Genomic DNA, 14388 nt, shown 5'->3' on the forward strand with positions numbered 1-14388 from the left:
TTCAAAGTTTTCTCCCTTAACTGCTGGTTCATGATCTGATGCTACTGGTTCTTGATTTTGTTCTTTATAGACAATCGCATAAAGTCCTAGATCTTTGGTTGTAAATTCAATCATATCACCTACAAGCGTTACCTTTTGAACCTGTAAGCCTTGATCTAAGCTCATGTGATAAACTCCTTGAACCTGTCCCTTGACTGGTAACCTCACTAGGACAGCACCTTTGAGTTCAACTTCTTGGTTGTCCTTATCCAGCAATTTCACTTGATAAGCATCGTAGTGCTTACCAGCTAATTCTTGACGTAGAACCTTTTGCACTTGAAGCTTGAGGTCTTTAGATAACTCTGTAGTTAGCCCTGCTACCAGAACTCCAGTTTCCTTATCAGACAAGATTCGAACCTCTGCAGCTGGTTTTTCCACACTTGGGGCTGGCTTGTTCCACACTGTAGCCACTGTTCCTGTGTATTCTGGTAACTCATGCTTAGCGGCTTCTAGTGCATTGACACCACCCTTGAATTCTGGGATTTCTACTACTGGTGCTGGTTCGTCGCCTACTGTGCCAACTGCCTCTGTGTATTCTGGTAACTCATGCTTAGCGGCTTCTACCGCATTGACACCACCCTTAAATTCTGGCACTTCTACTACCTGAGCTGGTTCGTTGCCTACTGTGCCGATTGCATCTGTGAATTCTGGTAACTCATTCTTAGCGGCTTCTACTGCATTGACACCACCCTTGAATTCTGGAATTTCTACCACTGGGGCTGGTTCGTCACCTACTGTGCCGATTGCATCTGTGAATTCTGGCAACTCATGCTTAGCGGCTTCTACTGCATTGACACCGCCCTTAAATTCTGGGACTTCTACTACCGGAGCTGGTTCGTCTCCTTTACTTGTTGTCTGTGCTGGATCGTTTTCCACTTCTTGATAGAAGGTAGTCATTTCGTAGAACTCTGGTTCGCCACCTTCCCAAGAAACTTTTACCTCAAGAATCCGTGGATTTTTTCCTGAAAGGGCAAAGGTTTGGAAACTTGATCTTACTTCACCCAAATTTTTCCATACTGATTCACCAGCATCATTCAAGGTACGAACTTGGACATTTACTTTTGCACCTTCTGGCAAGTCAGCAATCAAGCGAACATGATTGACCTTGGTTTCTTCAGATAAATGATAAACAAGCTCTCCTTTATCTTCAGTAGCTGCATAGCTTGTCAAGACATTTCCGTCAGTCATATTTTTCTTCAGGTTATCCGCTTCTTCGCTACCAGTTCCTGTCACTGTAGGATTATTTTCAGGATTGATAAATTCACCATCATTAATCACGATTTCGCTAAATCCTACAAAACGAGCATTATAGTCCGCTGTAAAGAGAACACGCATAAACTTAGCAGTTACAGGTTGATCCAGAATACCTTCAATATAACGATTTCCTGGGTTTGCAGAATCATGTGTCCAGCCGTCGGTCAAGGAATTATCACGAATTTCATTTTCCACACCATCTCCGACTGTTACAACATCCGTCCAATTCTTACCATCTTCACTGACTTGAATCTTTCCATCACGCAAATAATTACGCTGAGCATCCTGAATATAGGCACGAATCTTCTTGACTTGACGAGTTGTGCCTAGTTTCATGACAATTTCCCAGTTTTTACGTTGGTAATCAGAAAATTCTACAAAATTATTAAAGTCCCCATCAAATAGTTGACCAAGGTTGTGTACGCGACGAACATCATTAGCACCATAATATTGGTGGATACCCATAGTGGTTGATAAGAGTTCAGTTGGATCCACTTCTTTTGTCTTGACGACTAATTTTCCAGTAGGAAGCGCTTGATCCTTATCTGTCTTGTTCACGATGCGTACATAGCGTACCAAGGCGTGTTCTGGAAGTTGGTCAGCGCTCATCCATTCCACTTCATTTGCTGAATATTCCAGTGTCAAACCTGTTTCACCTGCACCTTCAAGTACAATTGAACTAGCTTCATGGAGGCGATCCAATTTCAAGCCAAGATAGCCATTTGCTGGAAGATGATTCCCTTGAGGTAAGGTCATTTCATAACGACCACGACTGTCCACTACTGGCGTTTCCTTCAGGCTGTCGACATTGGTGACGGTCAAATCAGTATTTGGTGTATCGACGTCAACTCTAAAGTCCGCAATTCTCCACCATTTGCTGAGAAGTTGGGTATTACGGACACGAACGTATTGGGCTGTGAAGTTCTGGCTAATATCTGAAATCCAATCCCCAGCTAAGGTCTGAAGTGTCTTCCAGTTTGTACCGTCTGTAGAATATTCGATGACACCAGCTGCTAGTTTGTCACCTTCCCCTTGAACTAGATGAACATGTTTCACTTTCTTAGCTCCACCCAAGTCCATTTGAACCCAAGCATTTTCTGGAGTCACATTTGTTTGATTGGCATGAGCCATCATAGATTCGGTGTTATCTTTGCCATCCTGCATTTGAAGCACACTGGTTCCATACTTGTAAACCAGATTTGGACTAAGGGTAATGGTTCCTTTTACCTTCTTGCTTCCAAGTTCGAGCGGTCTATTGACGGCAATCTCACGCATGGCAAGCCAAGCATTATCTTTCTTAGCAGTGGCACGCATACGAACTGCTTGTGCCGTAATATCAAGATTAGTAAATTCAAGCGTACGTTCTCTACCTGTGTAGGCTGGACTTGTGAGAGCTACCCAGTCTCCCTGTTCGTTTTGATATTCCACAAGGGCATTTCCAAAGGTATAATTATCGGCTGTCTTTGTACCTGTAGCAAAACCTAGCGTATGGACCTTAATGGCTTTATTAAAACGAAGTCCTACATAATCATCTCGTTCAATAACGGTTGTCGTCTTGACAATCGCATGAGTATCCAAGTCGCCATCTGTTACTTCTGCAAGACCTCCTTCAATCCCCGCACGGTTGGTAATAAAGGTGGTCACAAGTTTATCTGGATGCAACATGGTCTGGATATGTGTTGCCAAGTATTCCTTTAAGTTATTGATAAATGGCCGAATATGTTGCACTCCAAACTCTGCACGTTCATAATGGTCTACATAGAAGAAAGAGTAACTAATGGACTGATCGTAATACTTAACCCCAGCATAGTAATGCTCCCAAACCTTAGCATCATTCTTTTCAGCCAGACCTTCTGTCGCTGTCAGCAAGGCTTCTAAAGCATCCATCTGATCCACTGCATTATCTAACCAGTAGTGGATTTGGTCAATAAGCTTCTTGTCCCCTTTTTCTTTCAGAAGGAGGGCGTCAGCCTTCAAGTTTGCAAAGATACCTTTTAATTCTTTTCTCTCTGCGTCTACGTTTTGACCAGTCTTCAATTTATTATAAAAGTCTGTCAATTTAGGTGCAAGTTCAACAGATTCTTCCAATTTTGTGACATGTGGAGGACGATTTTGGTTGCGCATATGCTTACCAAGTTCACGAAAGGCTTTTGATACTTCGCTTTCTTCAAAGTTTCCATTGGCCACGTAGTTAAAGGCCATATCATTGATTTTTTCAGCTTCTTCCGCACTTCTCCATTGCTTCCAACCATACTGAGCCACATCAAAGAGGGCTACCTTTGAAGCTTCGGATTGTTGCATCGGATTTAGCATAATGCCCTGCGCCAAGGACAAATCAACATTGGGATGTAAGAATTTTTCACCACCACCCAGAATCAAGTGTTGCTTGGTATTATCATTACAAGGCCAGTTGATCCAGAAATGAATTGGACGATACTTCTTACCACCTTCTGTCAAATTCTTCTTCAAATTTGTTAGGAAGGTTTGGTCAACTGCACCCCAAACTTTTCCTCCTGTTAGAGTTAAATGGACCGTTTCTGGAAGGCGTTCGTTGAGCGTGCGAAGTTCATCTTCTGTCCCTTGTCCCATATACCAAGCTGGCACGAAAATCATATCTTTACGAAGGCCACTGTATTTTGTTTCTTGTTCAGTTAGCCAATTTGTCAGGTCAGTCATTAACCGAACATAACTATTGTAGCCACCAACAGGCCAGGCCGCATCATCAGCTAGAACCCCAAATTCACGCACACCTGCATCCAGCAATTGGGTGAATTTCGCTTTAATGACATCTAAATCTTGTTTATATAATTCACCCGTGTCAAAACGCATCTTGTTATGCATAAATGGATGGATGGTCCATACATAACGAGTCTTTGTTTCATTCCCCACACGAGCTAGATCACGAATCTCTGACATTTTTTCTTCTGGATAGAGTTCACGCCATTTAGCATTGTGGTAGGGATCGTCTTTAGGCGCAAAGAAGTACTGAGTTAACTTCAAGTCACCACCATAGCGCATCAACTCTTCACGGTTTTCCTTGGTCCAAGGATTTCCGTAATAGCCTTCGATAAAGCCACGGTTCTTCACTTCTGCATAGTCTTCTACGGTCACATCTCGAAGAACTGGGACTGAACTTTCCTTCAGCATCTGTTTCAAGGTTGTTAGTCCAAAGAAGACAGCATCGGTATCCTTTCCGACAATCGAAATCTTATTGTCCTTCACGCGCAAGACATAGGCATCAATTTTATCGTATAGATCAGACGAAATATCTTGGACTTCTTTTTCTGCCAGAGGAGCTTTCCCACGCACTCCAAGGAAAATGTTGGTTGCCCCTTCTGTAGCTTTTGTACTGGTAGTGTAAGACACATTACTAGCTTGGAGAACTTCTTTGGCACGGTTACGTGTATAGATATCTAAGCCATCACTAAAGACAAGGTTTACCTTTCCTTCTAGAGCAGTAACACCATCGCCATAAGTAACCTTTTGAGGTCTTGGAAATACCGTATATTCCTTTTTAGCTACTTGAGATTTTGCGGCATCAATTTCTGCTTTACTTGCAGGTTTATCTGCTGTGAATGAATCAGCTTTCTCCACCGTTCCATTTACTTCAGCTGGTTTCGTAGGTTCTGTTACTGCATTGGTTTCAGTAGGAGCTACTTCTGTAGAAGCATTGTCGACGGTTGCTCTTGTCTCCTCTACTGTAGAATCTTTAGTTTTTTCTGCTTTTGAAGAAGTTTCTTCTGGAGCTTGGGACTTAGTAGCTACCGCTTCCACTTTAGTCTCTGAAACTAAGTCTGCCTCTGCACTTTTAATAGCGCCTGCCAATTCTGGTGATAACTTATCCTCTGGTGGAAGCTGTGTAAGACTTGTTTCTGCTTCTAGTGCGGGCTCTGTCTCTGCAGCTTGTACCATGCTGGCTCCAAAGATACTCGCACCAACCATTACTGAAGCTGCTCCTATTGCAAATTTTCGAATGCTATAATGACAACGTTTCTCAAAAAATTGATGATCCATCTTTCTTCTATTCCTTTCCTCCAACCACTCATCTAAGCGGTTTCATCCCTATTTTAAAAAATGGAGAGAACCTAGAGGTCCTCTCCATATGGTTGTAGCATTTTTCGATCCTATCCACTGGGATAGTCCAAGTATTTCTACAATCAATCAGCAATGTAGAGTTCCAAACTCTATTTTTCTTTACGTTTAACTGTTAGTAGAGCTACTGATAAAACAAGACTGAGACTTGCTAGGAAAGCAGCTGTATCAGATCGACTTTCACCTGTTTCTGGAAGTCTTGCTGAATCTACTTTCTCTGAAGCATTTTCAAAGTTTTCTCCCTTAACTGCTGGTTCATGAGCTTGTTCTACTGGTTTTACTTGTTCTTGGTTTTGTTCTTTATAGACAATCGCATAAAGTCCTAGATCTTTGGTGACAAATTCAACCATGTCACCTACAAACGTCACCTTTTGAACCTGTAAGCCTTGATCTAAGCTCATGTGATAAACTCCTTGAACCTGTCCCTTGACTGGTAACCTCACTAGGACAGCACCTTTGAGTTCAACTTCTTGGTTGTCCTTATCCAGCAATTTCACTTGATAAGCATCGTAGTGCTTACCAGCTAATTCTTGACGTAGAACCTTTTGCACTTGAAGCTTGAGGTCTTTAGATAACTCTGTAGTTAGCCCTGCTACCAGAACTCCAGTTTCCTTATCAGTCAAAATTCGAACCTCTTCGGCTGGTTTAACAAGACTTGGTGCAGGCTCATTTCCAGCTGTAGCCACTGTTCCTGTGTATTCTGGTAATTCATTCTTGGCTGCTTCCACAGCATTAACGCCACCTGTAAATTCTGGGACTTCATTCTTAGCTGCCTCTACTGCATTGACACCACCCTTGAATTCTGGGACTTCTACTACTGGTGCTGGCTCTTCACCTGCTGTCCCGATTGCGTCTGTGTATTCTGGTAACTCGTTCTTAGCGGCTTCTACTGCATTGACTCCGCCCTCAAATTCTGGCACTTCTACCACTGGAGCTGGCTCGTCGCCTACTGTGCCAATTGCATCTGTGTATTCTGGCAATTCATTCTTAGCCGCTTCTACTGCATTGACTCCGCCCTCAAATTCTGGAATTTCTACCACTGGGGCTGGTTCGTCACCTACTGTGCCAACTGCCTCTGTGTATTCTGGCAACTCATGCTTAGCAGCCTCTACTGCATTTACGCCGCCCTCAAATTCTGGGACTTCTACCACTGGAGCTGGCTCATCACCCTTACTTGTAGTAATGGCTGGTTTGACCTTGACTTCAACAACTCGATCTTGCGCCTCTGTCGTATCTGTATGAACAGTGGTACGGTTAGATCCTAGAACCTCAACATAATCAACTCTTTCACCCTTCTTACCTTCTGAGATTACACGACGTTCATCTTGCGCTAAGTCATTGTTTTCACGAATAATTTCCTTAAATGGAATTTCGGTCTTGACAACTTCTAAACTTGGTCGTTCGAGAACAGGACTTTGGTCACCTTCTTCAGGAACTATACGGTGACTAGGCTTGAAGTGAATACGATATTCCTTGACAAGACTACCATCCTTAGCAAGGAGACGAACAAGGCTAGGAAGGTTATCCTGACTAGATTCAACAACCGTTGTCACACCGTGACCACTTGCTTGAGCAGTCACCTGTGGTTTAGTGCCATTTAAGCTCACTGTATAATCTGAAACCTCAGGATCAAAGTTTTCCAATGCTTTTCCAGCAACCGAAATAGTCACTGAAGGAGTTTCCACATCAATTGCTTTAGCAGGAGAGTAAGCACTAAATTCGACCATTGCTAGACCATTAGTTGTCGATTTACGAGTCATGCGTGCTCGAATAGCTGTTGTCTGAATTGGATCAAAGGTAAATTCAATCGGTTTACCAGCCACGATTTCTCCAGATGCCTTATAAGGAATTTCTTGCCAGTTTTCTGCCTTGTTAAATGGATGATCCGCATTTTCTTCATAACGAGAAATGGTACTTGGTTCTGTATAGGCAGGCCCAACATATCTTTCTAATACCATTGTCGCTGGTGCGTCTGTTCCACTGTCTTTAAAGAACTGAATAGCTACTTTTCCAACAGACTGAGGTGTAATCTGACCATTCTTCTTAAAGAGAATTCCCACAGATGTTTCTTGGTCTTTCGGAGTACGAGACCAGTTAGTCCAACGTCCATCTTCGTTAAAGTGACCATCGTTGATATAGAAAATCTTATCCCGAGAAGCTGCTTGTGTATCATTTGTAGTAGATGCAAAGGCTTTAGAATCTGTCGCATTATTGCTTGCATTTTCTGAGATAACTTGATTACCTTTTGTAACAACTGTTACTTGCATCTTGGTTGTTAAGTCTGTTCCTAGAACATGACCAAGCACTTCAAAGTTACCTTCTTGGGCAGTCGCATGTTCTGGGACTGCATCCCATTGGACAGCAAGATTAGCTTTAACCCAGCCAGTCTGTGATGGATAGTAGACTGTTACCTCGGCAGGCAATTGAAGTTGATCGCCAACATTCAAGGTCTGGGCACTATTTTCCGCAGCTACTGGTTGTGTTGACTCTTTTTCGTCATCACGGAAGATACGATATTCTTTAAGAACAGTTCCATCCTCAGCTTTCAAGATAAGACGTGTCGCACCTTTTTCACTTGTTGCTGGAACAACTGTCACCAAACCGTTGTTGCTGGCTGTTGCAGTGATTTCCTTGCTTGCTTGAGGAATATAATAATCTGTCTTAGACGGATTGAAATGTTCGAGCTTCTTACCATCTACTTGGATAGAAATTTCTGAGCTGGTAGCACTTGGAACCTTACTTCCTAAAATAGTAATTTCTGTTAAACCAACACCAGCCTTTCCATCTGCCTTCTTCATACGCATACGAACAGCATAAGTTTCAACCTTATCAAATGTAAAGTGGTTTGTTTGACCTGCAGATAATTGTCCAGGAGCGTGAAGATTTTCTACAGCCTTCCAGTTGGCAGCATTGTTGAATGGATGCTTGGTATCTCCTTGAGCATGATTGACATCGTTTGGAAGATCTGGAACTTCTTGACCAACATAATATTCAATGACATATTCTTTTGGAAGTCCGATAGCTCCGTCTGTATAGAAATCAACGGAAAGATTATCGACAAATCGTTTGGTCAAATCACCTGAATTACCAAACAAGATAGACGCCCAATCATTATCTGTACCTGTTTGCCATGTAGTCCATCGATTCTTAACATCTGTATTGGCTCTTGAAACCGTCAAATCGTTCAGGGTACTTGCCGAATCATCACCACCCGTATTGGATACAATAGCAGCTGGCAATTGAGAACCAGTCCATTGTTTCGAGATATTATTTCCAGCAACAACTTGACTAGAAACACGGACATGGGCCTTGGTAGTCAGATGGCTACCCACTAATTGACCCTTGATTTCATAGATACCTTCAGTCTGACTAAAGTTCTCAGGAACCTTGTCCCAAAGGACATCTTTATAGACAGTTGTTCCATTAGAATGATAAGCACGAACACTAGATGGCAATTGAACAGTTTCACCCTTAGGAAGAGTAAGGCTGATTTCTTCTGCAACCTGCAAACCTTCAACAGTTACATTGGCAAGAGCCTCAATATCTGTACCTTCGACATGACCTTTAAGGGTAAAGCTATGATAGTAACCAAGTTCTTTGGCATCTACCTTGTCCCAAGTTACAGAAACTTTACGAGGTAAGCCCTTATCAAATTCTGCTCCGATTTGATCAGGCAAATTCGGTTGCTGATTGATATCTGTAGAGATTGAAACAGGATGAAGCTTGACAATTTTCTTGTCTACTGTATTTTCTTTTATCACAAGTTCAGTTGCTACAGACTGAGTCTTATCAGTTTGATTGTCAATACGAGGAGTGAGGGTTACACTACCTTTCTTGTAAAGAAGCAAGTTCTGACCATTCACCTCAAGATGAGCACCATCAGCTGACTTAACTTCCAAATGGATATCTGACGCTGAAAATTCAGTCTGTGAACCATCCTCATAATGTCCAATGACATGATAAGGGAGAACTTGGTCTTCTGTTGCATTTTCTTTTCCTTCAACACTTACTTCCAAGCGTGTCAAGGCAGGCGCTTCTTTCACAAACTGAATCAAGTAAGTTTGAACTAAATCGCCCTTCTGGTCACTCAAGAATACAGAAGCCTGATAATCATTGGCAGCTGAGGCTTGTTGAACTGTTACCTGATAGCCTGTTGTCTGTGCACCAACATTTGGAATCTTAGAAGTATAAGGAAGGGATACTCGGTAGTAGGTCTTTCCAGGCTCAAAGTTTTCAAGAGTCTTATCTCCAACCGTGAGACCTGTAACAGTATTTTCTGTTTCCTTATCACTTGCGATAAAGGTTGCCGTAACCTCGTAGTCATTGCCTTCCAATTTACCAGTTGCTTCAGTACGTCCACCTTCTTTGGTCAAGGCAGATGGATCTTTCAAGGTCCAAGAAACGACATCCGCATCAACCAAGTTACCATCTGATAAAACAGCCGTAACAGTCTTGTCCAAATTTTCAACAGCTGTACCAACTGGGACAGTTGCTACTTTTGGCAACCACTTATCAAGCGCAACTACCTTGACAAGGGCTTCAGCCTTGGCTTCGAGTCCTTCCACACTACCAAGGACTTTTTTCTCACCAGCACTTGAAAGGAGATCTTCTGGGATGTCCCAAGTCACAGCTTTTTCTTCGACACTACCATCGCTATAAATAGCTGTCACAGTCTCTGGCAATTTAGGATTTTCGCTGACATCAGTTCTTGCTTTCACAGGGGCAAAAGCGACAAAATGGCGATTTTCTTTCTTGCCTGAAACGGTTGTGACTGTTGCCTGATCTGAAGCCAAGCCTGCAGAATCCGCATAAAGAGTGAATTTACCTTCTTTTTCAGTAGATTTTACAATGACAACACCTTTACCATTGAAGGCTTTTCTTTGCCATGTACCATCTTTCTGAGCCTTATAACGTTCACGGCTAGCTTGTTCCCCATTGTCCACACCGACGATTTGGCCTTGGCCATGAAGATTGAAATGAACAAGATTATTGGCAGTTGGTACAACATTGCCGTCTTCATCAACGATTTCATAATGGATATAAGACAAATCTTTGCCATCTGCAGTGATGACATGCTCTTCCTTGGTGAGACGAACTCTAGCTGGCTCCCCTGCTGTTGTCACACTATCACGCGCAATCTCTTTTCCATTTTCATCGCGAGCAATAGCTGTTAAGGTACCTGGTTTATAGTCCACCAACCACTCAAGATACAATTCACTTGGTTTAGCTCCCTCGTGATAAGGGCGCCCATCTTCAGTTGTTTTCTTAACAAATTCTTTCTTACCAAGGGACTCGTTGTTCAAGAACAATTCTACGCTAGCAGCATTTGAGAAGGTCCGAACTGGAACCTTACCATTGATGAGCATATTACGTTCCTTGAGCGTTTCTTCAGTCCAATTCCAGTGAGGCATGATGCGAACAGTTGGTTTTTCTTTGGCACTATACCATTCACTACGGTAAAGGTAGAAATCATTCTTAGGCAATCCTGCCGTATCAATGATACCAAAGTAAGAGCTTTTCACTGGTGTATTATCTTGATTATGCCATGGTGTAGGTTCACCGATATAGTCAAAACCAGTCCAGATAAACTGACCTGCATAGCCAGCACGATCACGGTCAAAGGTCCAAGATTCAGTAGCTGTTCTACCCCAGGCTACACGATCATTACCATAGTCTGATTGTTCATAGTGACGATTTGGACGATTGTCGTGCCAGAGTAAATGAGCAGGATCAAAATAAGAATCTCGAGTTCGAGTTGCTGAAGAAGTTTCAGAACCGTAGATTAACCAGTCTGGATGGGCTTTACGAACAGCATCGTAAAAACGCTCTCCATAGTTCATACCTACAGCATCCATGATTGCTGCTAATTCTAAGAACAAGCCTGTAGAAGCACGACTGAATTTATTTTCACCCATAGTCACATAGCGCTCTGTATCAATTGCTTTGATAACAGCTTTCAAACGCTTGGCTGTTTCTAGTGAACGAGCTCCACCATCAGCCTCATCAACTTCATTACCGAGTGACCACATAACGATAGATGGATTATTTTTATCACGTTCGACCATGGTTCTCAGGTCAAAATCAGACCACTTTTCACCCTTCTTAGCTTCTGGGTGAGTTGCATCTTGGTCAAAGAAACGTCCATAGTCATACGTTTTCTTACCACGATACCAAGTATCAAAGGCTTCTTCTTGGACCAAAAGTCCTAGATTTGCTGCAGCATCTAACAACTGTGGACTTGCTGGATTGTGGGTTGTACGGATAGAGTTAACTCCCATATCTTTTAGGAGTTTTAATTTTCGGTAGGTTGCCTTATAGTTTTCTTCTGCCCCCAAGGCTCCATTATCATGGTGAATACTAACTCCATGGAATTTCATTCTCTCACCGTTCAGTGAGAAGCCTTCTTTAGCTGTCCAGTTGAAATAACGATAACCAAAAGTATCTTCTGTCACATCAACTAGCTGCCCTTCATTATAAACCTTGGTTTTTAGAACATAGAGCTGAGGATGGTAGCTTTTTGTTGTCCAGAGAGTTGGTTTATTAACCAAAATCGTTTGCTTAAAGTCAGCTGTCTCATTTCCTGATAGATTCTTAGTTACAGAACGAACCAAATCTGAGACAGCCTTACCTTCCTTAGTAAAAATCTGTTGCTCCACAAATACCTTGGCTAAAGTCTTAGCAGTATTTTTGATCTTGCTTTGAATTTGTGTTTCAACATTGCCATCTTTTTGTTCAGCTAATTTTGGAGTTGTGATATGATTTCCATTTTCAGCCACCTGTACCTTGTCACGATAGCTCAGAGTCACATCACGATAGATCCCACTTCCTGAGTACCATCGACTACTTGGCTGCTTATTAGTAACTTGGACCGCAATGGTATTTTCACTACCATCTTTATTTAAAAATTCAGTGATGTCATATGAAAAATGATTATAACCACTTGGATAATGACCGACAAATTTGCCATTTACATAAACCTTAGAGTCCATGTAAACTCCATCAAAATTAATACGAACATCCTTGTCCTTGGCAGCTTCGTCTACAGTAAAGGTCTTACGATACCAGGCAGTCCCACCATTTAATTGACCACCCTCATTTCGAGCAGGAGACTTGTGATCAAAATCAAAATAGATACTCCAGTCATGAGGAAGGTTCAACTTAGACCAGTCATGAACATCCACATCTTTCTTAGAAAAATCACCCTGAGCGTTTAATTTAAAATACCAGTCTTTGTTGAAATTTTGTTTTCTTTCCTGTAAAAGTTGGTCTTCTTTTTCCTTCTCTTTTGTGGCTTGAGGCAATTCACTTGCCGAAGCTTTTTCTTCCTTGCTTTTATCGTCCGTTACAGGTTTATTCTGATTAGGTGTATCAGAATGTTCTTCTCGAACTGTTGGCTTTTCAGCACTTGCTTTTGAAACTGTAGACTCTTTCCCATTCGCTTCAGCAGCAGATTTTTCAGTTTTTTCAACTTTGTCTTCTTTAGGGCTGACTACTTCTGCTTCCTTTTCTACCTTAGGGCTTGTTGCCTCAGTTACCTTTTCTTCACTTGCTGGTTTTGCGGATTCAACAGTATCATTTTCTTCTTCAGTAGCGTTATCTTGTGGGCCATTTTGCTCAGCTTTTGCAATTGCTGCAGCAACCTCATCTGGAAGCTTATCTAAAGGTTGAACTTGATGAATCGTTTCCTCACTGGGACTTGCTGTTTCGGTTTCAGCTGCTTGAGCCACCTGAAGACCAAATATACTAGCTCCAATCATAACTGAAGCCGCACCAATGGCAAATTTACGAATACTATAATGACACCGTCTTTCAAAAAATCTCTTATCCATTATTGTTCCTTTCCAATGTTCTAGTAAGCGATTACATTTTACTCCAAAAAATAAACCTCCCTCTAGACGCTTACTTATTTTATCCATATAAATATTGATACTTTTAATATATCAAAATAGTAGAGTTTTTTCAATAATTTGTAGAAATTTTACTGTAATTTTATTAAAAGAAGTGCAAGAAAAAAACAAGTTCATTTTTGAGAACTTGTTTCTTCACTATATAAAATCAATGCTTGTATTATCTATCCAAACTACGCAATGCCGCCTGATAAGTCTGCTCCATCAGCATGGTAATGGTCATAGGCCCAACTCCACCAGGTACAGGTGTGATATGGCTAGCGATTGGTGCAACGGCATCATAGTCAACATCTCCACAGAGCTTGCCATTTTCATCTCGGTTCATCCCCACATCAATAACAACAGCCCCAGGTTTGACAAAGTCAGCAGTCACAAACTTAGCACGACCGATTGCTACGACAAGAATATCCGCCTTAGAAGCTACCTTGGCAAGATTGTGTGTTCGTGAGTGGGTTAAGGTTACAGTTGCATTCTTAGCTAATAACAACTGGGCCATTGGTTTACCGACGATATTTGAACGACCAATGACAACTGCATTTTTACCTTCTAGTTCAATCCCATACTCGTGAAACATTTCCATGATACCAGCTGGAGTTGAAGGGATCATAACTGGATGACCAGACCAAAGGCGCCCCATGTTGAGCGGATGAAAACCATCCACGTCCTTTTCTGGATCAATAGCCAATAAAACAGCTTCTTCATCGATGTGTTTTGGTAATGGCAACTGCACCAAAATACCATGCCAAGCTGGATCTTGATTGTATTTGGCAATCAAGTCCAACAATTCCTCTTGGGTAATGGTCTCCGGAACTCGCACGACTTCACTTTGGAAACCTGCAGCTATCGCTGAACGTTCCTTGTTACGAACGTAAACCTGACTGGCTGGATTTTCCCCAACCAAAATAACCACCAAACCAGGCACCAAACCTGTCTCTTCCTTCAATTTCGCAGTCTTTTCAGCCAATTGTCCTTGTAGCTTGGCTGCTAAAGCCTTGCCATCAATAATCTGTGTCATGTGTTTTCTCTTTTCTAACAAATATCTTCTATTATATCAAAAAAACACTTGTCCCTCTAACACTTCTTACCTAAGAGACCT

The 14388-nt window shown here is 42.0% G+C and carries 2 protein-coding genes and 2 pseudogenes; all 4 read right to left on the reverse strand.

From position 1 onward, the window contains the following. A pseudogene (locus tag HMPREF2795_RS01375) lies at positions 1-4947 on the reverse strand (SIALI-17 repeat-containing surface protein); the annotation flags it as partial. A 291-nt stretch (positions 4948-5238) separates the two neighbouring features. After that, a pseudogene (locus HMPREF2795_RS11050) lies at positions 5239-5307 on the reverse strand (YSIRK-type signal peptide-containing protein); the annotation flags it as partial. Between the two features lie 170 nt (positions 5308-5477). Further along, positions 5478-13214: an SIALI-17 repeat-containing surface protein gene (locus HMPREF2795_RS01380; protein ID WP_075228034.1), complete on the reverse strand. Its 7737-nt coding sequence runs from the start codon at positions 13212-13214 to the stop codon at positions 5478-5480. A gap of 238 nt (positions 13215-13452) precedes the next feature. Next, entirely contained in the window at positions 13453-14307 is an 855-nt protein-coding gene (locus tag HMPREF2795_RS01385) for a bifunctional methylenetetrahydrofolate dehydrogenase/methenyltetrahydrofolate cyclohydrolase (RefSeq protein ID WP_000192098.1), read from the reverse strand. Between the last annotated feature and the right edge of the window lie 81 nt (positions 14308-14388).

Source organism: Streptococcus sp. HMSC056C01, from assembly GCF_001811305.1.
In the GTDB taxonomy this organism is placed as follows: domain Bacteria; phylum Bacillota; class Bacilli; order Lactobacillales; family Streptococcaceae; genus Streptococcus.